General features: G+C 40.7%; 24 protein-coding genes. 1 reads left to right on the top strand and 23 read right to left on the bottom strand.

The features are described 5' to 3' along the window. The first annotated feature begins 21 nt into the window (after positions 1-21). A complete protein-coding gene (locus JQM81_RS07570) occupies positions 22-402 on the top strand; it encodes a hypothetical protein (RefSeq protein ID WP_177957955.1) in 381 nt (126 codons plus the stop codon). A gap of 21 nt (positions 403-423) precedes the next feature. Here the strand turns inward: JQM81_RS07570 and JQM81_RS07565 are convergent, their stop codons facing one another. The 23 genes from JQM81_RS07565 to JQM81_RS07455 form a co-directional block, all read right to left on the bottom strand. Continuing rightward, complete coding sequence (locus tag JQM81_RS07565; RefSeq protein WP_235232916.1) at positions 424-1260, bottom strand: hypothetical protein; 837 nt, start codon at positions 1258-1260, stop codon at positions 424-426. An 85-nt stretch (positions 1261-1345) separates the two neighbouring features. Continuing rightward, a complete protein-coding gene (locus tag JQM81_RS07560) occupies positions 1346-1711 on the bottom strand; it encodes a hypothetical protein (RefSeq protein ID WP_005342521.1) in 366 nt (121 codons plus the stop codon). 33 nt (positions 1712-1744) lie between these two features. Then, a complete protein-coding gene (locus tag JQM81_RS07555; RefSeq protein ID WP_235232915.1) occupies positions 1745-3541 on the bottom strand; it encodes a VirD4-like conjugal transfer protein, CD1115 family in 1797 nt (598 codons plus the stop codon). Beyond that, a complete protein-coding gene (locus JQM81_RS07550) occupies positions 3528-3731 on the bottom strand; it encodes a hypothetical protein (protein WP_055290360.1) in 204 nt (67 codons plus the stop codon). The genes JQM81_RS07555 and JQM81_RS07550 overlap by 14 nt, the downstream gene beginning before the upstream one ends. A gap of 25 nt (positions 3732-3756) precedes the next feature. Continuing rightward, a complete protein-coding gene (locus JQM81_RS07545; RefSeq protein ID WP_235232914.1) occupies positions 3757-4731 on the bottom strand; it encodes a hypothetical protein in 975 nt (324 codons plus the stop codon). Between the two features lie 5 nt (positions 4732-4736). Then, the gene (locus tag JQM81_RS07540; protein ID WP_173791820.1) at positions 4737-5618 is read right to left on the bottom strand and encodes a DUF3801 domain-containing protein; all 882 of its coding nucleotides are present in this window, start codon (positions 5616-5618) and stop codon (positions 4737-4739) included. Then, complete coding sequence (locus tag JQM81_RS07535; RefSeq protein WP_235232913.1) at positions 5593-7035, bottom strand: relaxase/mobilization nuclease domain-containing protein; 1443 nt, start codon at positions 7033-7035, stop codon at positions 5593-5595. The genes JQM81_RS07540 and JQM81_RS07535 overlap by 26 nt, the downstream gene beginning before the upstream one ends. Continuing rightward, complete coding sequence (locus tag JQM81_RS07530; protein WP_028087751.1) at positions 7026-7364, bottom strand: plasmid mobilization protein; 339 nt, start codon at positions 7362-7364, stop codon at positions 7026-7028. Before JQM81_RS07530 ends, JQM81_RS07535 begins: the two co-directional genes overlap by 10 nt. Next, the gene (locus JQM81_RS07525) at positions 7361-8332 is read right to left on the bottom strand and encodes a DUF5688 family protein (RefSeq protein ID WP_235232912.1); all 972 of its coding nucleotides are present in this window, start codon (positions 8330-8332) and stop codon (positions 7361-7363) included. Before JQM81_RS07525 ends, JQM81_RS07530 begins: the two co-directional genes overlap by 4 nt. 117 nt (positions 8333-8449) lie before the next feature. Continuing rightward, a complete protein-coding gene (locus JQM81_RS07520) occupies positions 8450-8542 on the bottom strand; it encodes a DUF3789 domain-containing protein (RefSeq protein ID WP_173789911.1) in 93 nt (30 codons plus the stop codon). Between the two features lie 171 nt (positions 8543-8713). Further along, a complete protein-coding gene (locus JQM81_RS07515) occupies positions 8714-9151 on the bottom strand; it encodes a hypothetical protein (protein ID WP_235232911.1) in 438 nt (145 codons plus the stop codon). A gap of 25 nt (positions 9152-9176) precedes the next feature. After that, on the bottom strand, positions 9177-10157 hold the full coding sequence (locus JQM81_RS07510; protein ID WP_235232910.1) for a DUF3991 and TOPRIM domain-containing protein: 981 nt from the start codon (positions 10155-10157) through the stop codon (positions 9177-9179). A 108-nt stretch (positions 10158-10265) separates the two neighbouring features. Beyond that, entirely contained in the window at positions 10266-11066 is an 801-nt protein-coding gene (locus JQM81_RS07505) for an Rpn family recombination-promoting nuclease/putative transposase (protein WP_173739917.1), read from the bottom strand. Between the two features lie 96 nt (positions 11067-11162). Beyond that, positions 11163-11501 carry a hypothetical protein gene (locus JQM81_RS07500; RefSeq protein ID WP_173739900.1) on the bottom strand — a complete coding sequence of 113 codons (339 nt, stop codon included), beginning with the start codon at positions 11499-11501 and terminating at the stop codon, positions 11163-11165. Continuing rightward, on the bottom strand, positions 11488-11838 hold the full coding sequence (locus JQM81_RS07495) for a DUF6664 family protein (protein ID WP_173739899.1): 351 nt from the start codon (positions 11836-11838) through the stop codon (positions 11488-11490). Before JQM81_RS07495 ends, JQM81_RS07500 begins: the two co-directional genes overlap by 14 nt. 113 nt (positions 11839-11951) lie before the next feature. Next, positions 11952-17468, bottom strand: coding sequence for a DUF6908 domain-containing protein (locus JQM81_RS07490; RefSeq protein ID WP_420370574.1), 5517 nt, complete (start codon positions 17466-17468; stop codon positions 11952-11954). Between the two features lie 569 nt (positions 17469-18037). Beyond that, a complete protein-coding gene (locus JQM81_RS13800) occupies positions 18038-18391 on the bottom strand; it encodes a TnpV protein (protein WP_081472153.1) in 354 nt (117 codons plus the stop codon). 867 nt (positions 18392-19258) lie between these two features. After that, positions 19259-19600: an LPD28 domain-containing protein gene (locus JQM81_RS07480; protein WP_005340070.1), complete on the bottom strand. Its 342-nt coding sequence runs from the start codon at positions 19598-19600 to the stop codon at positions 19259-19261. Next, positions 19597-19803: a hypothetical protein gene (locus JQM81_RS07475; RefSeq protein ID WP_129900414.1), complete on the bottom strand. Its 207-nt coding sequence runs from the start codon at positions 19801-19803 to the stop codon at positions 19597-19599. The genes JQM81_RS07480 and JQM81_RS07475 overlap by 4 nt, the downstream gene beginning before the upstream one ends. A 62-nt stretch (positions 19804-19865) precedes the next feature. Beyond that, positions 19866-22940 (bottom strand): VaFE repeat-containing surface-anchored protein, encoded by a 3075-nt coding sequence (locus tag JQM81_RS07470; RefSeq protein WP_235232908.1) that lies wholly within the window; start codon positions 22938-22940, stop codon positions 19866-19868. A gap of 269 nt (positions 22941-23209) precedes the next feature. Continuing rightward, positions 23210-24145, bottom strand: a complete 936-nt coding sequence (locus JQM81_RS07465; protein WP_235232907.1) for a ParB/RepB/Spo0J family partition protein — start codon at positions 24143-24145, stop codon at positions 23210-23212. Beyond that, positions 24099-24926, bottom strand: a complete 828-nt coding sequence (locus JQM81_RS07460; RefSeq protein ID WP_105309246.1) for a ParA family protein — start codon at positions 24924-24926, stop codon at positions 24099-24101. The genes JQM81_RS07465 and JQM81_RS07460 overlap by 47 nt, the downstream gene beginning before the upstream one ends. Before the next feature lie 118 nt (positions 24927-25044). Further along, positions 25045-25815 carry a hypothetical protein gene (locus JQM81_RS07455; protein WP_005340077.1) on the bottom strand — a complete coding sequence of 257 codons (771 nt, stop codon included), beginning with the start codon at positions 25813-25815 and terminating at the stop codon, positions 25045-25047. Positions 25816-26289: the final 474 nt, after the last annotated feature.

Raw genomic sequence — 26289 nt, 5'->3', positions numbered from 1 at the left:
AAATGAAAGGGGGACTGACCTATGCCAATCACTGTTATGATTTCACTTGTTGTTACCGTTGCTCTATTCCTGATTTCTCTGCTGTTTCGGATTGCTGCCAGATTAAATCTGACCTTACCACTGTTATACTTCCTTGCTGTTTCCACGATTCTGAATCCATGGGCAGCAAGCCATGAGAAACTTGCATTTGCAATCCTCTATCTGCTGACTGCCTTTTCTGTTCTCAGTTGGATTTCTGCTCTGCGACGCAAGTGGCAGGAACATCAATATTACAAAGCTATGAAAGACGATATGTCATTCCAGATTTCTCGTGCCAGACAGAAAGGGATTCCTTTAGATTCTGTTCATTTCGACTCTCAGGGAAATATGAGATATAATGACAGCAAAGACATTGTAGAATAGGCTCATAACATACTCTGTTTTTTATAATCCCATCATTTCCCGTACTACTCGGTCTGACATTTTCACTGCCCCGACCAGTACAAGCATATTAAAAATCAATTCCCCGATATAACTCCACACCATGGTCACTGCTGCTGCATCTGGATCAACTACTGGCGGTGATGATGCAAATAGTGAAAAAATAATGCAGGCAAGCACCACGATTGCTCCTTCCAGACACACTGCTGCATAAGACTTTAAAAAACTTCTTCCGATATTCTGGCTTGGTTCTCCTGCAAAGGAAGATAACGGAATCGGTGCAATGGCTGTATAAAGATATAATCGAAAAAATCTTCCATATACACTCATAATCATAATGAAGCTCAATACCGTAATGAACAGTCCACCGATCAGTGTCACCGCCCATAGTGGGATACTTTCAAAAAATCCACAATCTTCTACTGCCTTTATAATCTCGTCCGGTAATACTGTATCTTCCGTACTTCCAAATCCTGCTGTCTTCATAATCGTACTCGTTACTCCCTGTACAATATTAAAAAGTGCCATCATCAATTCCAATCCATACGTGACTACGCCTTTTGCAATCGCAAAGCGTATAAAAATTTTCAATGCGTGTTCCGGTCTTTTTACCTCTGTGAAACTGCCACAAGTCTTGACCACTCCGACTACAAAGAAAAGCACTAACAAAGCATAGCCGATTGCCTGCAATGCTCCATGGATCTGCACAATCACCTGCCAGATACCGCCACCCTTAAAGGTCTCCGGCGACTGTGTGAGTATCTGCCAGATTTCCGCAAGTTTACTGTTCCAGGTGTCCAAAGCATTTTGCAAGTTCTGTACTACCCAGTTATCTGACACGTTCTAAACACCTCCTGTCTTAGTCGGAACGGTGCGGCTCCATGTGAGCCTGCACCGTCCCATTTCTTTTATTTTTCTATTCTTCTTAACCCGTAATCAAATTCAAGATTTCTTTTGCAAATGTAATAATGACACCACCTGCTAATGTTAAGAATCCATTGGCTCGTTGACTTGGATCGTGAGATTTCAGTGATAAACCAACCTGCACAATTCCAAATCCCAGTAAAATCATTCCGATAGCACGAATCAGTCCAAAGATAAATGTGGACAGATTATTGATTACGGTCAGTGGATCGTCTGCCGCAAATACAGTACTTGCTCCTGCTGTCATAATCAATACCATGACAATATACACTGCCATGGCACGTTTCATTTTTGCTGTCATTGGCAGCTTCTTCGTTACTTTTGTGCTTTCTTTCTTCTCCTGCTTTTTTCGCATATCTAACTTCATTTTTTGATAGCCTCCTATATATTTTTCTTGGATTTACTCATATTTCTGGATAATTTCTTCCAAATCTTCATCAGATAATAATTCGTATCCTTCACTTTCTAGTGAATCATCAGCAAACTCGTCCTCCAGACTGTCTCCCAGTAAGATACTTGCCACTGCCCGGTCAACTGCTCCATGCAGATACGGCTTTCCATTCCCGTCAGTTGTAAGTCCCACATTGGGGTGTTTTAAAATATCGAACTTCTCGTCTAAAATTGGTCTTTCTCCACGAATAAAAAGAATCGCATATCGGTTATCCAACATGCGAACTTCATCGGGTGTCATCAGCTCCCTCCCTGTATTCTGATAATTGGTGGAATAATTCCCGGAATGTCCCGTTGACTTTCCATAGGTGTTCGTGTCAATCGTTGCCTTTCCCAGAAGTTCGCTGACATATTTATGCGTCCCCTGCTCGTTGCCACCTAAATATAAAAATTCGTCACAGTTTCCCATAATGCTTTCCCATTGCTTTTCAAACAGTGCTTTTAACTGTGCTAGATTCTGCAAAATAATACTGACTGACACTTCTCTGGAACGCATAACGGACAGAATCTTATCGAAGTCATCCGGCAGTGAAACATTTGCAAATTCGTCCATGAGGAAATGCACATGAATCGGAAGTCTCCCGCCATATTTATGGTCTGCCAGATAGAACAACTGCTGAAATAACTGGGTATACAATATTGACACCAGAAAGTTATAACTGGTGTCGTTGTCCGGGATTAACGCAAATAAAGCCACTTTCCGCTCTCCCAGTGATGGCAGATCTAAATCATCTGTTGCAGTCAGTGCTGCCAGACTGGATAAGTTAAATTTCTCAAGTCTTGCTGCAAGTGTAATCTGAATGGACTTTAATGTCTTTGCACTACCAGAGTGATAATCTTTGTAATACTTTACTGCAATATGTTCCGGGTTCTTCATTTCCAACCGTTCAAACAATTCATCAAGCGGTGACTGGTACTGGTCATCGTCCTCTCTGACTTCTCCGGCACGTAACATTTCCATTACCATCGGGAAATTCTGTTCTTCTTCCGGTGCTTCATATTTCAGAAAGAAAACCAGTGCCAACAACAGCATAGAAGCTGCGGTATCCCAAAATGGATCGTTAGACTGACTGCCTTTTGGTGTAGTCGCTTTGAACAGGTTCGTTACCAATCTCTGCACATCGTTATCGTCCTTCAGATATACAAACGGGTTATAGCAATGGCTCTTTTCCATATTTATCAGGTCAAGCACTCTTACTTCATAACCTTTTTCTTCCAGAAGATACCCGGTATCTCTTAGATTTTCTCCTTTTGGATCTAAAACCACAAAAGAAGTATTCGCCTGCATCAGATTCGGCTTTGCAAAAAATCTGGTCTTTCCGGAACCAGAACCGCCAATTACAACCGTCAATACATTTCGCAAATGTTTCCTCATGTTATAACTGATCTGCACATGCATGGTCAGCAACTTATTTTTTGTAAACCGCTTCTCCTTGTATCTGCGATTTATTTTCTTCACATTTCCCCATTTTGCAGAACCATGTTCTTCACCTCGTCGGTAATGTTTCCTAGTAGAAAGATAAATCCCGATTCCCATGCCGTAAGACATAAAAAAAATAAGGACAGTTTTTACACTGTCCCCACATAACTGAATCGAAAACGGATGATTCATTGCTTCCGGGACCCCTTCCAGAATCCCCATAAGACCAGACGAAAGATAAGGTGCGACAAGTAACGCAAACCAGATAACCGGGATAATTCCAAGCAACGCCAGTATCAGACCACTCTGCTCATCATCGTTCTTCATGGCTTCTGCGTCCTCTCTTTCCTTTATCCGGCGGTACTTCGATTTTCTCAATGACTTTCATCAGAACATCATCGACAAGCTCCGTATCCTTTCCCTCTTTCAGCATCTGATTCCGCTTGTCTTTCAGGGAATGGAACACCACACCGCTTTCATATTTATCCAGTTCTAACGTAATCGTATCACTGCTCATTTCGTTTTCTCCTTCCCTGATTTTCCTAGCGTGCTTCTCCCCGGTCATGCTCCTGTGCTTTCTGTTCTCCTGTTTTTGCTTCAGGTTCTTTCTGCTCAGCTTCTGTCTTTCCCTGCTGGCGATAATTCAGATTTTTATCCTGTTCCAACACTCTCGCCATTCTTCCGGAAATTGCATTGGCTGCATCTCTCGCTTTGGAAAGTTCCCCTCTTACCTCCTGCGGTTCCATATTTTCAAAGAACTCTGGTGCATGGGTAAAATCAAACTGGCTGATATCCATTCCATACTTTTTAGACAACATATAAGACACACAATATGCATGGAATGCATCTTCATTCCGGTCATAGTGCGGATTGCCTTCTGCATATCCTGCAAATACCAGTTCCGGCACAAGACTCTGAAAAATTTCCTGTGCATCCATGCCTTTTCTCACATAAATACAATTTTCTTCCGGTTCAAAGTATGCCCCCTTTTCATCAGGCATCTGATCCGGCTCTGCTGCAACAATATTTGCCGGAGGATTGCTTACTAATGCACGAATCACGCTTCTCTCATCATGCTTAACTTCTTCAATGTGCTTATCTGTCAATGTTGTTTGCGAAATATCATACAACTTTTTCGCATTATAAAATGTTCCCATCGAACCGTCTTCACGCTCATAATTCTTTCCAGGCTCCAAAATCAAAACCGGACTCTGGCGTTCCACACGTTTCACATAAGTACCCTGACTTCTCCAGTATCCATAATCACCTAATTTCTGAGCATCTGGTCTTTGTGCCAGAATCAGAAGTGCATTATTGGCTGTATAGCGGTCAAAGGTACTCTGTACATCCAAATATTTCTGAAGCATTTGACCATCTGTCGCTACCTGTGCGGTTACCTGTTCTGATAACTCATAGCAACGGTTCCGATTATTCTTGCTCTCTGCGATAAATGCCTGCACCTTATCGTCCTGTGGTACGGCAGATACATTTAATAAAGAATCAAAACTGTTATCCATAAAATTTACCTCTCTTTCCCTTTTCTTGGTTTTCGTTTCTGTTGTGGCTGTTGGTGGCGAATCTGATTCCGGTCTTTATTGCCCTGATTTCTCACCGGATCATTTCTATGCTCACGCCGCTCCGCTTCTTTCTTCCTTGCATTCTGTATCTCCCGGAGTTCCTTTCTGACCGATGGTTTCTCTGGTTTTTCCGGAGCGTATAACTTAGAAGTACCCTCTGCGGTTTTCTCTTGCTTCTTTGAGGTAGGCTCGGACAGACGGGATTTGGTTGTCTTTGCCAAAGAGGGGTTTTGCTCTTTCCCCTCTTTCTTCACCGGCTCTCCAAACAGCTCGTCCATAAGCTGATCCTCCTTGGATTTCTGTGGATAATCTTTCTCCGGCTCCGCCTGTCCCTGTTTTTCCTGCTGAATCTGTACCTTTTCCGGTTTCTTTTCCTGCTTCTCCGATTTTCCGGCTTTCGCTTTTTCTGCACGTGTCCGTTCAATTTCCGTCTTAATCTTCGCCGCTTCTGTAACAGATGCGAACTGGAATCTGTCTACGATACGGTTGATTCTTGGTGCATCTTCTTCCTTTACAATCACATCTACCAGTCCGTCACTGCTTCCTTTAGGATTTCGGACTGCACAATACAACACGCCATATCGTTTTGCTTCCTGCACAAACTGCTTCAGGTCACTTTCTTTCACTGAAAACACCGTCAGTGGTCTACCCGATTTGACCAGTGTCTCAAGTCTTGCCCTGCCTTTTGTCTTTTTCTTCTCTTTTAAGACTGCATACAACATCACTGCCAGATGCTTCGCACCTGTACCGCTGATTTTCAATGCAGCTTCACCGACTTCCAGAGACATTCGTACCACCTGGTCAGCGGCTTCGCCTGATGTGTTCATGGCTTTGTTCCTCCTTCTTCTCTTTTTCTTCCCGCACCATCTTAAATTTTTCTTCAATCACCTTGGAACGTGCGGCAATCCCATCGCAAACCACCACCTCCCTTCTGAGCGTTCCAATTTCTTCTGTCAGACCTTTGATCTGTTCTTTCAGCTCCTGTATTTCTTCTTCCGGTCTGTTTGCCCGAATCTTATAACGCAAGTGTTTCCGCTCCTCCACACACTGCTCCATTTGTTTCTGCAAACGGTCTTTCAACGAAAAAAGCTGCTCCGCAGTATCAATGTGATAGTGGCAGAGCAGCTTTGTCTCTTTGGAAATGGTATTCAGTTTTAATAAATCCTCTCGGAACAATACATGAATTTGTTTGGCAGACATTGACGGGCGGTTCTTCGGTAGGATTCCTAAAAGATAACAGTAATGCAGATACAATCCCCGAAGTCCTCCGATCTTTCTTGTCTGCTTGAAGTTGCCGGATACCCGAATCCGGTAAGTCTTACGAACCGAAAGTTTCTTCTCGGCAGGTAATTCATTTTCTTCCAAAATCCGAACCCGGATCGCTTCCAGTGAATAATTCTCTCCAAAGTTACGCTTTAACTTCAGACCACGCTCCCGCCCTTCTGGACGAATGGTAATGTCTTTTCCAAACTTAAAAGAATATCCTTTTTCCCGCAAATAAAAAAAGAACTGTTTTTCAGTCCTCGCTTTTCGGATTGCTTCATCAACATCTGCTTTTACCATGCTGTGATAACTCGGCTTTCCTTCCTGTTCTGCCTGCCACTCGACATAATGTTTTCCTTTTCCCTGTTCTGGCTGTTGCACAACCGATAGCTGATATTCTTTACATAAACGGTCCGACACCATTCGCATATCACGATAATCCTGATTTGTCCTGTGGTATCTTTTTCCGTCAAGGAATGAAACTGAGTTCACCACAAAATGATTGTGCAGATGATTTGCCTTATCCAAATGGGTTGCAATCAATACCTGATACTGACTGCCCCACAATTCTTCTGCCAGCTTCTTTCCGATCTCATGTGCCATTGCCGGATTACATTCTCCCGGTGCAAAAGACTGGTATCCATGAAATGCAACAATTCCGTCCTCTTTTCCAAAACGCTTTTTGACTGCGATCATTTCTTCTCTGGCGGTTGTCGGTGCACAATTAACTCCAGATACATACTGTTCCATCAGTTCTTCCGATTCTCCGACAAGTTCCCTTTCCATAGATTCAGATTGTCCCCGTCTGGTCTTTTCAGTATTCACCGCATAGGTAATTACATCCTCTAATCCCTGTGTGGATTGTGATTGATTCTCAGATATCTGCCCTTCATTGTTCTCTTTCGTCTTGTCCGGGTTCTCCGCATACTTAATTACTTTTCCTATCCAACCTTTGATACTCCAGATTGATGTCACTGCCATGATTCGTTTTTCTCCGGAAGTATTACTGCTTCTGTAATCTTACGGACTGCTTCATTGAACTTCTGCACTTCCTGATCGTATCGCTGCACATCTACCACATTTAACACATGTGCTTTCTGTGCAATCTGATTTAAGTTATTTCCAATTTTGTGAAGTTCCCGCATCATAGAATAATAATCTGGCGGCGGTGCATCTTTGGGAACAACACCGGAGATTAACTGTCTCAGGTACGCTTCTCGGTTCAGTCCGCTTTTCTTTACTTTCTTATCCAATGCCTCGGCTTCCTTTTTGTTCAACCGAAAAAGAATTGCTACATTACGTTTTCTCAACGCTCCATCTCCTTTGCTTTCTGTATAGAATCTGGTTCCTGGCGAATCTGATGTTTTTCTTTATCGTATCTGTAAACTCTGTCTGAGAGAACCTCCTGTCGTTCCACTTCATTTTTATTTACTTCTCGTACCATTTCACCAAGCATTTTCGGTTCCATCTCTCCATTATCCGGAACGATCAGAACTTCATGCACCGATGACGGTAAAACATAAAATCCTTCTGGAAAAAGTTGTTCCAATTTATTTAAAACTTCTGGCTGCGTGATCATAGATGCCCCATATTGCTTTTCTGCATTCGTAAGTGCATACAACATATCATGTGAACGAAGTCCAAATTCAACACTTTCATTTAAAAGGTTTGTTGAGTGTCCTTCTTCATTAAAAATACTCAACATTATTTCATTCATTGACTGGAGAATCGGAGTATTTACAGGCTGTGTATTTGATCTTGCCTGTTGAAATATTTTTTTTGCATCAATATTCCAAATGCTGAGATGTTGATTTCTTACCTCCAAGGTTGCTTTTCCTTCTCCTGAATCTACTGGAAAATCCACATAGCAGATAGCAGATAAATCTTCAATATTTTCATGGGGCATTTCCTGCAGCATCTTTCGATTTGCCTGTGTGTTCACAAGTTTAATTGCCAGATGCTCTTTTAACGAATCATAGTTTGTCAGATCAATCCCGCTATTCATAAATGGAGCCCTGCTCGATTTCTCTATACAACTTGCAATCCTGTTCATTACACGCTCAACAGGTTCCCCTTGTCGGATTTCATCAAAGAATTGTTCCACATAAATAATCGGACTTAAATCTTTACCTGGGAGATTTACCTGTACCCCTATTAACTGAACTCCATTATTTTTATTTTTCTGCACGACCTGAAAATCCGCATTTTCATATTCTGGTGGAAGATAATTGCGAATATCCTTTGCCACGCCTTCCGCAAATACTTTTTCCGCTATCATTTCTTCTGTTCCCCTTTCTTTTTGCCCAACTTCTTTAAATACGTTTCGTATCGTTTTACTTCTTTTTTCTTGTTTCTGATTGTAATATCAACAGTTTCCATTTTCTGTTTCCTCCACTTACTTTCTGTTCACCTGTAAAATGCACATTGCAATTACACCGACTGTACTTCCGATAAATATTCCTGCAACAAATAAAATCATTTTCTTCATGTCTCCTGTTTCTCCATATTTTAACTATTGTGTAAGGGTTTCAGGGATTCTCCCTGACAAGCTGCTGTAGGACTGACAGACAGGGAAAACCTGTATGGCAATCCAAAGGCGTTGCTTGCTAGTATTGTGTATTCCTCTGCACCCGTCTCGCTGTTCCGGGTATCAGAGAATTTACCGTCCGAAAAACAAATGCTTTCCTGGCTGCAATTCCAACATTGGATTTGTACAGCAACCACATTTTGTACAAGCAAATCCACACTCTTTACACTCCTGACCACAATCATGTCCGAAGTCTTTTTCCTCTTTCAGTTCACATCGCCCACAGGTTTTACACAAATATTCGCACTCTGTGCAGCGTACATTTTCATCAGTTGCCATACATTCTTCACTCGCCGGACAATACTTTTGACAGCTTTCACACTGCTCCGTACAGCTTTCTTCTGATACCTTTTCAGCAATAATTCCAAGCAATCCGTCCTGTTCTTTTTCTTCTTTCACCTGTGTTTCCAGAAAAATCTTCAACAGATCTTCACTGTCCACATCATCTTCCATCGTTAAAATCAACTCTTTTTTATGAACCAGTGACAGCTCATACTTCACTATTTTCATGTAATTCCGTCTCCTTTCTTCCTGCTCACCGTTCCCATAAGCGGCTGCTTTTCTGATTTTTTGACTTTTCCCGCCTTGTTAATCCAAGATTTAATCTCAGACATAACATATCATTACAGTCTTTTCCTTTAGCTGGTGGTTGATCTTTTACATGATATTTTTCGGGTGCAACCGTCTGGATTGCTTTTGTTGCAAGTCTTCCGGTGCGATCATTATCCAGATGCAATACAATTTCTTTCACGTCTGTATGTTCCTTTAGAAATTGTGCCAACGCTGCCGGAATTTTGCTTTTTTCAATCTCTTTTGCAGGCTGATATACCCCCGCCAACGACAATAAATGCTCCGTCTGCCACTCTTTCCCGTCCAGTTTCTGCATCGTTGCATAAGATAACAGGTCAATCGCAGATTCAAATACATGAACCTGATCACTCATTTTCCCTGCCGGAATTGAAAAAGAATAGTTCTTGTCACTTCCATTTGCTTCTCCGATAAAATCCGTATTGATTCCACGAAGTGCTGCATATTTCGGTTCTCCCTGCTGATCCATGCCAACAAAAACGGCATTATGATGATACGCACTCTCATAAATTCTTCCAGTTTCTATGCAGAATCGAATAATTTCTTTATCAATTCCCCGTCCGGTAAGATAACTGAATACATTTGTGTGATACCGATTTTCTTTTGGTAACAGCAGATGTTTTTCCACTGGAAGCTGTTCTGATACAGAAAGAGGCGGTTGAATATTCGCCCGCTCCGCAAGCAATTCAACCGCCTCTAAAAAGCTGTATCCTCTTACTTTGATTAAATAATCCAGTGCTGACCTGCCACCAGTTCTCTGGCTCCACCACATCCATTTACCATTAGATATCTTCAGACTGTCATGCGTTCTGGTAGTATAAGTGTTACCGGAAAAATGAACCAACTCATATGGTTCATAATTTTTCAGATAAGTCAGCAAGTCCATTCGCTTTACTTCCTGCACAACCTGAGGTGGTATATATGGCATAAGCTCCTCTCCTTTCCTGCCCTGAATTGATATTTTTCATATCCGGACATAAAAATAACCGGGTAATTTCCCTTTTAGGAAACCACCCGGTTATGTAGCATTTTCATGCTAAGCAATTTCTTTCTCGTCCAGAGCTTTGACTTCTTCTACTGTCAGTTTTGCTATTTCTGCAATTTCTTCATATGACAATTTTTTTAATTTCAACAAACGCTCTGCTACTTCTATCAATTCTTCTTTTCGCATTTCTTCCATCGCTTTGCACATAGTCGCAACTCCTTTCTCATCTTCTTTGAAATATCGGACTCGATCTGCCAAGATTTTATATTTCATATCCTTGGCATCGGTACAGGAAAAATCATGCATCAACATTCCTAATGCGGATTCGTCTTTAATTTGTGAGTTCACATATATAATATGTGATTCATCGCCAAATAATTCGCCTGTTTCTTTTACCGTTCTGTCAATATGATAGATTGGTAATCCCGCTTTCATTATATCATTTTCTGTAATAAAAATAACATAGGATTCACACAAATTTTCATATTTTTCACCAGGCTCTGTCACATTTGCGTCGATAAGGCTGCTGTTATATCTTGCTCTTTTCACTCCGGCACCCTTATCACTTCTTTGTATCTCGATATTGTACACTCTGTTATTCGCATCAACAGCCAAGATGTCCAGTCTTACCGAACGTCCCTGCAAATTCTTAATATCCTGCTGTCCGTTCACTCGCAATACTTTCAAATCTGTCCTGTTTAAAATAATTTGAAGCAAAAATTCTGTACACGCTTTATCCTCAAATACTTTTTGCATGAAATCATCGTCCAACAATCTCAGTCCCCTCAGACGCTGTAAATCTTCTTCATGCTTCCGGTCAAAATCTAATTCTTTTGTAGTATTCTCTGCCATAGTATCACCTCTTTCTTTTTCCGTATCTTCCTTTTCTTCCGTTTGTTTATAACAGATTAACATAGTTTCTTCTCCTATACAAGCTCCATGTTTTTACTAATCCAACTTCAATAACTCAATAATCTCCATCGCATGTGCAATCCCTAATAAATACATCTGCAACCGTTTCCAACAGTTTATATCGTCTTCCACTAAACAAAATTTCGCCAAAGCTTCTGTCTCTGCATAATTCAAATCCAATGCTTTCGTGACCCCATTGCTGTCGGTAATCATATTTAAGAATGGATATTCATCCAGTAATGCATGGTCTTCTCTCTGCAACTCAATAAATTGTGGCGATTCCTGCAGCAATCTTTCACATTCATTTTCAAGATAATCTACAAACATTCCCATTAAAGGCGGTAAGTGATAAATATCAAAATCACTGATTTTCATGTTTTATCACTCCAATCTTTTTCATATATTCATAACAATGGATATGTCCGTACAAATAATGGTACAAGCGTTCTTTGTTCTCTATTTTATCTCTGACTTGCAAATACTCCAATACTGCCTGATGTTCCTGCTCTGATATTCTAACTTCACCGTTATCATCTAATAATTTTTCTATAACTGGATACTGGTTCAGCAATTCTTTTCTCTTTGCGCAGAAAGTCTGATATTCCTCGTGTTCTGCAAGTAATTCCTGAACCGTATCTCTGTCTACTTTTTCCAATAGAATTCCCAACCACTCAGGTAAAACAATATCGTTTTCTGAAAATAATGATTTCATGCTCTACTTCCTCCTGTTCTTTTTTGCTAACTATAACAAGTTTCTCAGGAGAAAACGACTGTGCGATTTTCACATTCAATCTGCCAGAAACTCTCTGGCAGACTGAATCCCTTTTACCGCTCACGCTCTTTTTTCTTTTGTTCCGGTTCTATCTCCACTCCTTCTCCATCGTCCAACAGCACCTGGTCTTTCTTATCCATATCCAGAAGTACGTTTAATTCTCCAAGCCTTGCTACCTTTTCTGCCAGTTCTTCTTCCTGTGGAAACTCTTTCTGTGCTTCCTCTTTGGCATTTTCCAACTGTACCTTGAGGTTTTCTAACTCGTCCTGCCACCGTAACATCTTGTCAGGCAGTTCCTGAATCTTATTATCCAGACGGGTAATATTACCATGAATATCTGAACCAAGCGGTACATGATATACTTGTTTTCCATACATGGAAATGATAAATACCTTTTGAAAAGAATCATAAGATAGTTTCATTGGGAAGCCACGATACCTTCCAAGCAGCACCGCTTCTGCTGACTTCATTGCTTTACAGGCTTCTATGATTGCCTGTCCTGCCTCTTTCTTTTCTGTATATACAACATCATGAATCTGCATCGCCGGAAAGGTCTCCCGGTCTGGCGGCGTATTTTCCTTTGCCAATGCAATATCTGATTCGTAATCCGCAATCCGTTGTTCGCACTGTTTGATTTCATTTGGGAAATATCGCACTGCTTTATCTTCCATTTCATACTTCTGGCTGAGAAAACTCTGTTTCAATAACTGAAGCTTTGATACCTGAATATCCAAATCCATCTTCTCTTTTATATACGGATTTCCAACTGCTAAGGCTTTGATTTCTGCATAAGACAGTGCCACTTCATCAATATCCTCCACTGACCTTGCCGGACTTTTACTGGTCATGATTTGAGAGATGAATTTCTGCTTATTCTCTATAATCTGATATAGATAAGCATCGAAAGTTCCTTCTGTAACGTAACGGACAATATCTACTTTCGGATTTTTGTTTCCCTGCCGGACGGTTCGTCCTGCTCTCTGCTCCAAGTCTCTCGGACGCCATGGACAGTCCAGGTCATGGCTTGCAATAATCAAATCCTGCACATTCGTACCGGCTCCCATTTTAAAAGTGCTGCCCATTAAAATACGGACAGCACCTCTTCTTACTTTTGAAAATAATTCTTTTTTTCGTACTTCGGTATTAGCATCATGAATAAATGCAATCTCCTCCGGCGGAATCCCTTTGGCAATCAACTTATCCCTTACATCGTTATAAACACTGAAACTTCCATCTGTTTTCGGGGTAGATAAATCACAAAATACCAACTGCGTCAATCTCTTTTCCTGCCCCTGCTCCCAGAAGTTATAGACTTCCTCTACACACGCATTGACTTTACTCTCTGGATAATCCGGTAACAATTCATTCATCATTCGCTGATCCAGAGCCAGTTTTCTTCCGTCATTGGTAATCAGCAGCATGTTATCTTCAGTGGCATTGACCATTCCATCCCTTACACGCTCCGCACGTTCTCCCAGTTCTGCAACCATGTCACGCTGCATTTCACTTGGTTTTACAGATACAACCCGGTACTCTACTTCCGGTACTGGAAGATTCAACATGTCAGCAGTCTGAATATCTGCCACCTCCCGAAACATCTGCATAAGCTCCGGAAGATTATAAAACTTTGCGAATCTCGTTTTTAGACGGTAGCCTGTCCCTTCCGGGGCAAGCTCGATTGCTGTCACTGTTTCTCCGAAAGTTGATGCCCATGCGTCAAAATGCTGTAGGTTATGCTCCACCAATGTATGATGCTGCAAGTATCTCTGCATGGTATATAGTTCCACCACACTGTTGCTGACTGGTGTTCCTGTAGCGAATACCACACCTTTTCCTCCAGTCAGTTCGTCAAGGTACTGGCATTTCATAAACATATCAGAGGACTTCAACGCTTCTGTCTGGGCAATGCCTGCTACATTTCTCATTTTCGTATATAGATACAAATTCTTGTATCCATCCGCTTCATCAACAAATAAGCGGTCAATTCCCAATTCTTCAAAGTTGATCACCTGGTCTTTTTTACTCTGGTCATTCAGTTTTTCCAGTCGCACAAGCAATGACTTCTTCGTCTTTTCCAACTGCTTGATTGTAAATTTGTTTCCATTCCTTGCTTTTTCCTCTGTAATTCCCTGCACAAGTTCCTCAATCTGACTGCGGATTGTCCTTTGCTGACGTTCAATGCTCAATGGAATACGTTCAAACTGACTATGCCCGATAATTACCGCATCTATATCACTGGTAGCAATTCTGGCACAGAATCTTTTTCGGTTTTTGGTTTCAAAGTCTTTCTTGGTTGCCACCAGTAAATTTGCTGCCGGATAAAGCTGTAACCACTCGGCTGCAAACTGTTCAATGATGTGGTTCGGTACAACAACCATGGACTTGTGACAAAGTCCCAGTCGTTTACTCTCCATTGCAGCCGCAACCATCGTATACGTCTTTCCTGCTCCAACTACATAGGCAAGCAGCGTGTTCCCGCCGTACAGGATTCTTGCAACACCATTTTTCTGATGTTCCCGTAGCCGGATTTCCGGATTCATTCCATAAAAGTTCAGATGACTTCCATCATATTCCCTTGGTCGGATTGCATTGAAATTTTCATTGTAATAATCAGTAAGTCTCTGCCTGCGCTCCGGTTCTTTCCAAATCCAATCCTGAAATGCCTGCTTGATCAGATCTTGTTTTCCCTGTGCTATGGCAGTTTCTTTCTTATTTAGAACAGCTTTTTTCTTTCTGTCATCGTCCTCCACATAATCGTAAATCCGAACGTCTCTTAGATTCAAGGTATCTTCAATAATCCGATACGCACTGACTCTTGTTGTTCCATAGGTATTGTTTGCCTTTACATTCCCCTTATCCAGACTTCTTCCCTCTACCTGCCATTCTCCCGTATATTTAGAAAAATGTACTTTTATTTTCCACTGCATATAATTGGGCGTATTCAATAACTGGAACATAAAATCTTCAACATCACTCTCCGGAAGCCACGTTGTCCCCAGTCGGATATTGATTTCTGAAGCACTTAAATCCTTTGGCTGTACTTTTTGCAAAGCAGTTACATTGACCTGATACCTTACATCTGCCTGTGCCGCAAGTTCTGCCACTTTCAACTTCTCTCTTACATTCCCTGACAAATATTCGTCTTCGGAAACATACTTTGGATTCTCTGTATCACTTTCCGGTAAACGAAAAACAACGCCGGACAACTCCTGTTCCAGTTCTTCTTCTGTTTTCCCGGTCAGTTTCGCCATGAAAGGCATATCCACTTTTGCTTTTTCTGCAAGAGAAATTGACAATGCTTCACTGGCAGTATCCACACTGTTCACTACCTTATGTGCTTTGATTGTCCGCTTAGAAAACATATCCGCTTTCCGTTCCAGTGTTCCGTCTTCTGCAAGAATCTCCAGTGAACTCAGCAATGGATAACTATTATCGTCTGCAAATACACGCATATTGGCACGATCATTTAACAGTCCGTATTTACTGCGGAAGAGATCATACAGACGGTTTAATTCCTTCTGTTGTCCTTCGATTACTGCATCAGAATATCCTTCTGTCTGATACCGGATCAGTTCTCTTGCACAATCCCGGATTGCAATCATACCTTTCACACGATTTACTCCAGTCACCGGAAGTGTTACCGGCTTCATACGACTGTTTTCCCGATAGTAAATCTTTCCATCTACCAATGTGTAAGAATAATTGCTCACCGATGGATCTGCAGGAATCGTATGGTCTTCTTCCTCCACCAGTTCTTCCATTTCTACTTCTTCAATCGTACCCTTTAACGCTTCAACTGCAACTGAAAGAAGTTCTGACAGTTCTCTGCCCTCATACGGTCTGCAAGTACTTCTCATGCCATACGGACCGGATTCCATAACCATTTCTCCCAGTATCATTTCCGGGTGCTGTACATAATAGCGGTTCTGTTCAATGCCGTTGTCATCATAATCCAGATATACCCAGTCCGGTTCCTCCAGTGTCATATGGTCACGCTTCTGAAGGAATAAAATATCCGATGTTACTTTCGTTCCTGCGTTTTTGGTAAAGGTATCATTCGGCAGACGGATTGCACCGATCAGCTCTGCTCTCTGTGCCAGGTATCTTCTGACATATGGATTCTTCTTATCCATGGTTCCTGATGAAGTAATAAATGCAATCACACCGCCCGGTCTTACCTTGTCCAATGTTTTCGCAAAGAAATAATCGTGAATGAAGAAATTGTACCTGTCATATCTGCTGTCAAATACTTTAAACTCCCCAAACGGTACATTGCCGATTGCAACATCGAAAAAACTGTCTGGAAGATTTACTTTCTCATAACCCTCAACCGCTATCTTGGATTTCTGATAAAGTTGTGCAGCAATTCTTCCTGAAACAGAATCCAATTCCACACCATACATCTTACAGTCCGAAAGAGATTCTGGTTTCATACCGATAAAGTTACCGACACCACAACTTGGTTCCAGAATATTTCCACTCTTTAGTCCCATGTTTTCCAGTGCCTGATACATACTCTTGATTACAATCGGCGGAGTATAGAACGCTGTCAGCGTTGATTCTCTTGCAGATTCGTATTCTTCTTCACTTAATACAGTCTGCAATTCCAGATACTCGGCTGCCCATGCGGATTTCTTTGGATCAAATGCATCTGAAAGACCGCCCCAACCAACATATTTTGCCAGTATTTCCTGTTCTTCCGGTGTTGCATAACGATGTTCGTTTTCACATTTCTTCAGAAGTTGAATCGCTGCAATATTTGCCCTGAACTTTTCTTTGGCTGAGCCATACTCCGGCACTTCCTCCATAATCTGATACTGATGTCTGTTCTGCCCGGAAACTTCCGGATACAAATCGTAGCTCTGCGCTTTCTTTGCAGGTTCGCCCTGTTCCCAGGAAGGGGCTAATTCCAAAGTATTTTCTTCTTCGGCTGGTAATTCGCCTGCTTCCAATTCCGCTGCTTCCTGTACCGGAACATATCCTTGTTTCTCGATTGTCTGGAACCACTCATGTGCAAATAGATTCAGTTCTTCTTCCAGCTCCTCATTATATCCGTCATCGCCATAAACTTCATCGTATCTTTGTAATGCGTCCTGCTGATAAGTTCTTGCCTGAAGCGTTTTCCTGTCATTATCATAAGCAAATTCCATATCCGGATCTGCCATGGCATCTCCATTCTGCTCATAGTAATGAGAGATTACAATAAAGTTGTCACCAACCTGCTCAATCGTAAGGGGCATGAAGCCTGCTCCTGCCTCAAAGGTTTTGAAATCCACTTCTCCCCGTAAAACTTCGCCTGCCATCTTCATCACAAACTGATAATTCTGCTCCGGAATACTCAGCTCTGTCTCTGTTTCTTCTGATGGAACATCTGTCGGCTGTGCCTCTTTTTCTTCTTCGGCTGGTAATTCCGGCAATGGCCGTTTGATTTTCAAATGGTCATTTGCCGGATTCTCACATATCTTACGGTCAAATTCTTCTCTGGATAGTTCTTCGCTAAAAATCGGATATTGCTGATCCCGAAGTACCACTCTCTCTGCTGACAGGAACTCAACTTCATAATCTTTCATTCCTATCGTAACAACAGTATCCTCAGAAATGTCATAATCTGCCGATTCGTTTTCCGATTCTGTTACAGCTCTGTCTGATATTAATTGTAGCTCAGATTCTTCCTGCAAAGGTCTTCCTCTGGCAATTTTTCTTTTTTCATACTCTGGAAATTCTTTCTGTTCCTGCTCTGAAAGATACCTTCCAACAGCAATAAGTTCTCCAACTCTTTTTACGACTACGTTCCATTTCAGTAAAATTTCTGGTGAATCTACTTCATATCCTTTCCGTAGTTTTATTCCTTTACTGTCATAGTTTTCATCAAGTTTTATTCCATTTATATTTAATGTTCTTCCACCCATGCCATATGCACCCTGCAAGAATTTCACATTTTCTGATGTGCTATGTTCCTGTTTAAGATAAGAATAGATATCGTATTTTCCATCTGCAAAATGCGGACCGTCTTGAAGAACCTCATCAATCAGTTCCTGTGAAAAAGAAAAAGCAGGGGATTTTTCCTCTGCCTTCTCTTCTAATATTTGAAGTTGTTCTTCCTCACTTGGAAGTATGTCACTACTCCTATTATTTTCTTCTAATTCTCCAGGATTTCGTTCCTCACGATTTCCTGCGCTCTCTGCCGGATATTGTTCATTCTCCCGATCCACTCCATCTGATCTCTGGCTTTCAGTTCTTCTGTCACGCCCTCGTTCTCTGCCATCTGCTGAATAAGTGTCTCCATTCTGTTCTGTGCTTCTTCCTCCGTCTGAATCAGATGCTGGTTCAATGTTCCCGCTGTCAGAAGATTCAGATACATTCCGTACCGATTCTTCATCAGATATTGTTTTCGGAGATATGCGTACTTCCCAAGGTGAACTTCCTCGCCCTCTGGAATTGTAAGATTCGGCAGGAGATAATCTCCCTGTCTGCTGTATGTGATTGCTGCCATTGTCCTGTCCCCTTTCTGTTGCGATTTCCTGTTTGTTATCCACATTATAATCTGTTGTTTTCTGTTCAACAAATGTGCGTTGCTTCCGTTCCTGTATCTTTAACTTTCGTATTGTGTCCGCAACTTCTCCTAATGCCATTTCTGACATATCACTCGCAGCCACGCCAAAGAGATTGACTAACTCCTTTGTATGAAAGTCCCGAATATTTTGAAAGTCCCTTGTCTCCAGATAAATGTCCGGTTCAATTCCACAACGCAAAAAAAGCATATAAGAAATGCTGTTTGCAAGCAGTTGTTTCATTTTCAACCGGATATTAAACTCATCAATTTCTTCTAACGGACTATCCTTTGTCGCAAGTAGGATATCCGGAAGATAATCTCCAATGTTATCCTCTGCAATATTCAGAGACGCTTCCAGAATCACCATCGCAAACTCTTTTCTGTCTCCGTCCGTCACGCCAAATGTATTTACCAAGGCTTCTTTTACTGGTTCCTGTTGTTCTTCTGCCACACTCCACAAAGAGACCGGACGCACCAGACGCTTATACTTTCCTTCTCTGGTATCGGATACATCAAAATAATATTTTAACTTTAATCTATCGGAACTCTTATCAAATACAGCAATTCCTTTAGAATCCCGTTTTACCCACCGTCCAAACTTTTCATTCCATTTTTCCATAGGAAGTACTGCGGTTGCTTCTGGACGCTGCACATGAATCAAAAGCTGTTCATCAAATGGCAATCGGTAATTTTTACTGGCTGACTGAAGAAAGGCTATCCACTTTTCCGGTGACTCTGTCACTTCCTGCGTTGCTTCCTCATACAGTTTTGTAATGACATCAAATTTCTTTACCACGTACCTTCCTCCTATCGTTCTCTTTCTTTTTGTCTGATTGGATATTTTTCTAAAAACTCCTGCACTGTCCGGCACCCCTTATCTTTATATTTCCAGTCCGTTTTCGCTTCCAGGTCAAGATAACCATTCGCTGGTATTTTTAACCGTTCGCGTGTAAGAACCGAACCCAAATGATTCGCTAAAATGCCTTTTGCAATCTGGACTGGTTCCCACGTTTCATCATCATATCTGACTTCATATAAATATAACCCTTTCGGAACTGTCTCCTGATCCAAACGCATATCGTTAAATAATGCAGGTTTTCCAAACAAACGGATTTCCGTATAATACTCATTCATAACGTCATATCTCATACTGCTCCACCTCCCAAAAAAGTAATCACTTTATTGGCTTTGATTGCTTTCTGCAAATCATTGATCATTCCAATCTCTGCAACCGTAATCCCTTGAATTTCCAAAATCTCGTCCAAGGTCATTGCAGAAATATCTTTTTCCTCTGTAATTCCTGCTTCAAATATCTTATTGATAACTTTTACCGCTTTCTGGTTCACTACCATTCTTTTGTCCTCCTTGCCTGTTTCGCTATGTAAGAGGGTGGTATTTCACCACCCTGTAATCCTTATTCGTCCTCGCTTTCTTCTTTCTTTTCTTCAATCGCCAGTGGTGCTTTCTTCTTTTTTCTTGCATGGATAGCCACCCCACCAACGCCCATTGCAGACAATGCAGCAATGGCTAGCCACAATCCTGCTTTTGCGGTGTCTCCTGTTTTTGGAGGATTGCTTGTCTTTGTAGTAGTACCCGGTGTCTCTGGGGTTGGTGTTTCCGGTACTTCTTTGATGGTTACGGTCTGTCCTTCATCGTTGATATCCTTATGCTCTGTTACCTTTTTCGGTTCTTCCGGATTTGTCATATCATACAGTTCTTCAAAAGTTACAAGCTGCTTTCCTCCAAGAGTGCTGCCGTCGAAAGTAAACTCAACCTGCACTTCCATGTTTTCCTTATCAGCAATAAATTCATAATCATTGGTAACTTCTTTGCCATCAATAATCAGCTTTGCATTTTCTGCCTTAACCATCTGCCAACCAGACAATTTATACTTTGTACCGATTTCCAATCCATCTAAAGTAACTGTATCTACAATCGTCAGATCTTTTCCGGCTTCGATTTCTTTCTTACCGTTCTTATCAGTTGCTGTGGTATGAATCGAAATCTTTCGCTCTGTAATCAGGACCGTCTGTCCTTCATCGTCAATGTCCTTATGCTCTGCAACTTTTACAGGTTCTTCCGGATTCTTCAGGTCATATAATTCTTCAAATGTAACCAGATTCTGTCCGCCAAGTTCTGATGCATCGAACGTATAAGAAATCTCTACTTTCATTTTCTCGCTGTCAGCAACAAAAGTATAATCACTTTCCACACGCTTTCCATCAATGAGCAGTTCAGCATTTTCCTCTTTCAGCATCTGCCAGCCTTTTAACTGGTACTTTCTTCCTTCTTCCAGACCGTCCAGAGTAACTGTATCCACAATCGTTACTTTCTTTCCTGCAACAATTATCTTTTCGCCCGTTTTCTTGTCTGTTGCGGTTGTATGAATGCTAATCTCTTTCTCATACTCATCGGTCAGTGTTCCAAGGTCGATTTTCACTTTATTTCTGCTGACAACAACTTCAAATGCAGGGATCAGCTTCATGCCTTTATTGGATTCACAAGATAATTCCTCAATCTCATAAGTATCATAAAGCAATGCACCTTTGCTATCGTCCGGCTCAGAAGTTCCGAACCAGATACCGTCCTCACTGGATTTTCCTGCATTTGTATTTTTCTTATGAGACGCCCAATCGGAAGCGGTTGAAAACTGACCATTTTTATCTGTCACTACGATATGGCTCTCTCCGGTTGTTTTACTCGTAATCTTAAAAGGAACATTCGCAAGTCTCTTATGTGTACCTGCTCCAATCTTTACGCCTTCCAGATCTCCACGTTTAATCTGGTTGTAAATGGAATGACTTTCGTCTGTTAAATCCACGATTTTTCCATTTTCTGTAATCGAAAATTCAATCGCTTTTGCCCCGTCAGTCAGATAACCTTCCGGTGCTTTGGTTTCTTCCATTTTGTATTTACCATACGGAAGTAAATCTGCCGTCGTTGTTGCAATTCCGTCAATTCCTGTCTGAATCATCTTAACTGTCTCATTCTTCTTGTACAGTTTTCCTTCTACCAGAACCGGATTCTCGTTCAGAGAAATAATTGCAAATGCTGTATCTTTTAATGTGGCACTTCCCTGTGCTTTGGTATCTTTTGTCTCTAAATCACGTTTCTGAATCTTCACCCCACCTCGGATTACCTGATCAGATACGGAATACTGATTGCTTCCGGAAAGAACTGCAAGTTCTCCGTCCTCTGTGATCTGTGTCAGATACATTCCTTTTATCTGTTCTGTACTGTCTCCTGCCTGCATATAAGCTCCGTCCAGTAAATATCCGTTTGGTGCTTTTGTTTCTTCAACAGTCAATGTTCCAAGTGGTAATACGCTTTTTTCATTCTGAGTGTAAAATGCATCTCCGGATACTTTGTAGGCATCTGCCAGTTTTGTCACATAATGAATGGTTCCGTCACTGTCTTTTTCTGCTACCGTCTTTGTAACCCAGGTACGTGTTGCTTTCTCCGGTAAGTTGTCTTTTGTATAAAGTCCGTCATAATAATGCCAGGTAAACTCTGCTCCTGCCAGTGCTGCATTTCCCTGTGCAGTTGCTTTTCCTGTCTCCATATCAATCTTGAACAGGTCTACCAATGTTTCTGTCACTTTCGGAACATCTGAAACATTTAATACGGCTGTTTTTCCGGCTTCAACTTTCAGACTGCGTACTGTCGTATCCAGCTTATATCCCTTCGGTGCAGAAAGCTCTTTGATATAAACAGTTCCGGCAGTTACTTCAACCTCATTTGTATCTCCATTTTCGTTTGTTGTAAGTGTTCCAATCTGATTACCACAATTCTGGTCTGAGAATATACCAAAGGTTGCTCCCGCAATGGAATACATCGCATTTCCATTTGTGACAATCTCATTTGCGGTTGTTTTCTTTACCTTTGCATTTCCAACATTCAGTTCTGCCCAAAACTGTCCGATGTCCTGTCCTTCTCCAGTATAGATATATCCACCGCATTTATAGCGTCCCTTATTTGCCTTTACAAATGCTTTCGCTCCAGCATACACTTCATTCTGAATATCCTGAGAAATCTCGGAATATACAGCTCGGACATTATCACACTGCCAACCCAAATGCTCACTTAAACGCTGCCACACAAGGCACTGCTCTAAAAGATATGCCTGATTTGCACTCAGATTACTGTGACTGCCTGTATACTGTTTCATATACTCAAGCGACAATGCCACATCTTCAATCTGATCTGCACTCATGCTGGCACTTGCGTCATGTCTAGTTTTATAGCCATTCTTAAATTTCATGTTGATATTTACACAGTAGGCGGTTTCGCCCTCTACTTTCATATGTCCTTCGTTGAAAGTACTTTTTATTGTTCCGTCGTTCATCAAATGTTCCACATGTCCAACTCTCTCTGCGGACTCTGTCCAATACTGTGTTTCCGCTGCCTGAACCGATGTAATCGGCAATGCAGTTAAAATCGTGGTCAGGGCAAGAATCCCTGTACACACTCGTTTCCATATCTTCTTCATTTTCTACAATTCCTTTCTTTTCAATCCAATAAAAAAAGACGTCCGTCTGAAACGCCTGCTATTGCTTTATTCTGTTTACTTCTTGCTGTCATGCAGGTGTGGGAATCTCTGACCTGCCGAAAGAAAAGATGTTCCCGGCTCCTTATTGTCTTTTCGGCTGGTAATCTGCTGGTAAACCAAAGGGGTAGGGTGTGGGGAGGGGAAAACAGGAAAATGCTGATTTCTCATTGACTGCCAACGGATAGACTGCTCCCTTGGTGTCAAATTGCTTATCGTTCCCTGCTTTTTTCCCGTCTTCGGTATAATTCCAGTGCTTTGATAATAGTTTCTTCCATTTTCTGCTGTGTAGTTCCCGATGGAAAATATTTCTTCAGTCGATTCTTCGGAATTTTCCATTGCTCTACCTGATTTGGCTTTTCTTCTGACATAATCGACAGTAACACATCTTCATTCAATCTGCCTTCTGCGGAAAATTTGCGTATTTTGATTGCCTGTGCATGACTTGGAGTGCAATCTTCCGATTCCATGGTATCGTACAATATCTCCTGTTCTTCTTTTGGCAAATAAGACAGCTCCACCGCCGGACGCATGGCAATTTTCTTGTTATCGACCATATCAAGAATTTCCGGTATCAAGTAGGTTAATCGAATATATCTTCTTATTTGGTCTTTACTTTCTCCAACCTCCTCACCCAATAATTCATCAGAACGTTTCCCTTTCAACTTTGTCGCCAATGGCGACGAAGTTAAATCAGTTCTTTGTCCCTGTCTTTTCATGACATCTAACTTCATTTTGTAAGCAAATGCTTTTTCTGATGGTAATATTTCTTCCCTTTGAAGATTGCTGTCAACCATGACAATAACTGCTTCGTCATCACTGAGATTTCTTACAATACAAGGGATATTTTCTAACCCTGCCAGTTCACTTGCCATTTTTCTACGGTGTCCAGAAATCATTTCATACCCACCTGTTGGCTTCTCTCTGACAAGAGCAGGAACCAATACACCATGTTCACGAACACTTTCGATAGTCTCCACCATCTTAGCATCCATTCTTACCTTAAATGGGTGATTAGGAAAATCAGTAATCTCAAAAAGAGAAATATTTTTTACATATTCCTGATTCTTATGGTCCCTTTCTTCCTGAGTGGTAAAAAGGTCATCGGCTGAGGGAAGATTCATGTTTATTTCTCTGCTTTTCGCCACATTGAATCACCTCCCTCGTAAATTCTGCATATGCCTTTGCAACAGTTCCATTCTTGTCATACTCATAAATGCTCTGTCCTGCTGCACTGCTTTCTGCTGCTGTGATAGCCACTGGAATAATCGTTTTGAAAATCCGAATATGCTTTCCATAATTCTCTCTAAGGCTATCCTCTGTTGTCTTTGCAAGTTTTGTCCGCATATCTGCAAGTGTCAGCAATACTCCATCAATCTTCAGATTAGGATTTAGCTGTCTTTGTACCTTACCAATTGTTTTCATTAACTGTGTCATGCCCTTTAGTGGAAGATAATGAGCCTGCACTGGAACAATTACACTGTCTGCGGCAGCTAATGCATTGATTGTCAGCATACCAAGACTAGGCATACAATCAATCAGGATATAATCATAATCTTTTTTCAAATTTGCCAGATACAGCTTTAATGTCTGCTCTCTGCTCATGGCATTTACCAGTGATATTTCCATACCCGATAACTCAATGTTGGTCGGAACAATATCTACTCCTTCTTTATGATGCAAAATGCCTTCATTATACACAAATGGTTCGTCTTGTAATATCTTCTTCATTTGCGTTTCCAGTGTAATCGGAAGACTGTCTGCATTCGTCCAACCCAATGCAGTTGTTAAATCTCCCTGTGGATCAGCATCAACCAATAATACTTTTCGCCCCTGATGTGCAAGACCAATTCCAAGATTTAATGTAGTTGTAGTCTTTGCGGTTCCTCCCTTCTGATTTGCAAGGGCGATTACTTTACACTTGGTCATATGGTTTCCTCCTTCCTCGAAAAATTTAATAGCCAATCCTTTTTACGGGACTGGCTATGTATAAAAGTGGGCATAGAAAAACCGACTGATTCTTAGTGAACCAATCGGCTATGTACATTTAATATGGATTACACATTTTATTTATAAAAGCTCCTATAAATGCCGTTAATGAATATACTCTCTTATCCGTTTCTTTTTCATATATATAACATAATTTTGCTTTTCCTTCAGATGTAAATTGAAGATATGGATTTATTTCATTTAATACGTTTTGTAATTCTGGTTCTAATGCTTTTAAAAGTTCTTTATGCATAGATGTAAATATTTTTTCAAATCCTAACATTAATTCATATAAATCAATTTTTTCATTATCATCACGCATTTTCTGCAACTCTGTAATAATCTTTTTTTGCAATCTGCTCGAATTTTGTAACAAATTTTCTGGTTCAATATATATATACATTTCCAATTTTCCAGGCCAAAACTCTATTTTTGTAATCGCCATTTCACAATGAGTCATATAAATCCGAAGATTATACATCATTCGATACTCAAAATATTTATCATAATATTTTTTCTTAATGGGTTCAAAAATTTTTTTATAATGGCTTTCATAATATTCAATCCATGCATAAAAAGTGCCTAATACATTGTATGTATATCGATTAATTGTATCAATTGAATACTTATCTTGCATCTTTATTGTAGGCAAAAACGCAAGTAACTCTTTTATATTATCTCTAACTACAACATAATAATCTTTACTCAACATAGATATTTGAAGTTGTTTTATATTAGACATAATAGTTTCATATTCTTCCTCCGATATTTCAGCTACAATTGTTTTAATTGTTGTATCATTATTAACAGCAATAATTTTATATTTCATTTTTTCTCCATTTCTACTACAAATAGTTTTCATCTATCTCTATTATAATCTGTATATTTAATTTCATCAATTGAAAAATATTTTCATAACAACTTACAAAATGTTAAGACATCTCATATTATCATACACCAAAAGTTGGGGAACTACGCTATCCCCCAATAAAATAAAACAAGCAATCTTCGCCCTTTTATTTCAGAAGAATGAGGCAAAGTTTCATACTCCAGTTGGGGAATTGAAATTCCCCAACTCACTCCCCAACTTTTACCCAATTCCATGCATAAATAGCGATAATTTACGATAAGTCAAAATTTATTCCCCAATACGCAAAAAAACCTTGAATTATCCCATTTTCATAGGAAATTCAAGGTTTTTCGTTGATTTACATGATAATCATACGGTTCAAATTCTTATGCGAACTGTAAGATTATGCGTTCTCCTCACTGGCAGCAACACCTCGCAAGATTCTCTGGTGAA

The sequence above is a fragment of the Faecalicatena contorta genome (assembly GCF_021531895.1).
GTDB lineage: Bacteria > Bacillota > Clostridia > Lachnospirales > Lachnospiraceae > JAFBIX01.
The sequence above is the reverse complement of the archived record's forward strand: the minus strand, read 5'-3'. Positions and strand labels throughout refer to the sequence as shown.

Coding starts and splice junctions, on each gene's coding strand:
- JQM81_RS07525 (WP_235232912.1), bottom strand. CDS start 8,332: ATGATAGCGGAAAAAGTATTTGCGGAAGGCGTGGCAAAGGATATTCGC.
- JQM81_RS07490 (WP_420370574.1), bottom strand. CDS start 17,468: ATGAAAGATTATGAAGTTGAGTTCCTGTCAGCAGAGAGAGTGGTACTT.
- JQM81_RS07550 (WP_055290360.1), bottom strand. CDS start 3,731: ATGAGCAGTGATACGATTACGTTAGAACTGGATAAATATGAAAGCGGT.
- JQM81_RS07515 (WP_235232911.1), bottom strand. CDS start 9,151: ATGAAAATAGTGAAGTATGAGCTGTCACTGGTTCATAAAAAAGAGTTG.
- JQM81_RS07540 (WP_173791820.1), bottom strand. CDS start 5,618: ATGAACACATCAGGCGAAGCCGCTGACCAGGTGGTACGAATGTCTCTG.
- JQM81_RS07510 (WP_235232910.1), bottom strand. CDS start 10,157: ATGCCATATATACCACCTCAGGTTGTGCAGGAAGTAAAGCGAATGGAC.
- JQM81_RS07555 (WP_235232915.1), bottom strand. CDS start 3,541: ATGAAGAACGATGATGAGCAGAGTGGTCTGATACTGGCGTTGCTTGGA.
- JQM81_RS07570 (WP_177957955.1), top strand. CDS start 22: ATGCCAATCACTGTTATGATTTCACTTGTTGTTACCGTTGCTCTATTC.
- JQM81_RS07560 (WP_005342521.1), bottom strand. CDS start 1,711: ATGAAGTTAGATATGCGAAAAAAGCAGGAGAAGAAAGAAAGCACAAAA.
- JQM81_RS07500 (WP_173739900.1), bottom strand. CDS start 11,501: ATGAAAATCAGTGATTTTGATATTTATCACTTACCGCCTTTAATGGGA.
- JQM81_RS07470 (WP_235232908.1), bottom strand. CDS start 22,940: ATGAAGAAGATATGGAAACGAGTGTGTACAGGGATTCTTGCCCTGACC.
- JQM81_RS07545 (WP_235232914.1), bottom strand. CDS start 4,731: ATGGATAACAGTTTTGATTCTTTATTAAATGTATCTGCCGTACCACAG.
- JQM81_RS07475 (WP_129900414.1), bottom strand. CDS start 19,803: ATGGTAGTGAACCAGAAAGCGGTAAAAGTTATCAATAAGATATTTGAA.
- JQM81_RS07520 (WP_173789911.1), bottom strand. CDS start 8,542: ATGAAGAAAATGATTTTATTTGTTGCAGGAATATTTATCGGAAGTACA.
- JQM81_RS07505 (WP_173739917.1), bottom strand. CDS start 11,066: ATGGCAGAGAATACTACAAAAGAATTAGATTTTGACCGGAAGCATGAA.
- JQM81_RS07535 (WP_235232913.1), bottom strand. CDS start 7,035: ATGGCAGTGACATCAATCTGGAGTATCAAAGGTTGGATAGGAAAAGTA.
- JQM81_RS07480 (WP_005340070.1), bottom strand. CDS start 19,600: ATGAGATATGACGTTATGAATGAGTATTATACGGAAATCCGTTTGTTT.
- JQM81_RS07460 (WP_105309246.1), bottom strand. CDS start 24,926: ATGACCAAGTGTAAAGTAATCGCCCTTGCAAATCAGAAGGGAGGAACC.
- JQM81_RS13800 (WP_081472153.1), bottom strand. CDS start 18,391: ATGGCAGCAATCACATACAGCAGACAGGGAGATTATCTCCTGCCGAAT.
- JQM81_RS07495 (WP_173739899.1), bottom strand. CDS start 11,838: ATGAAATCATTATTTTCAGAAAACGATATTGTTTTACCTGAGTGGTTG.
- JQM81_RS07455 (WP_005340077.1), bottom strand. CDS start 25,815: ATGAAATATAAAATTATTGCTGTTAATAATGATACAACAATTAAAACA.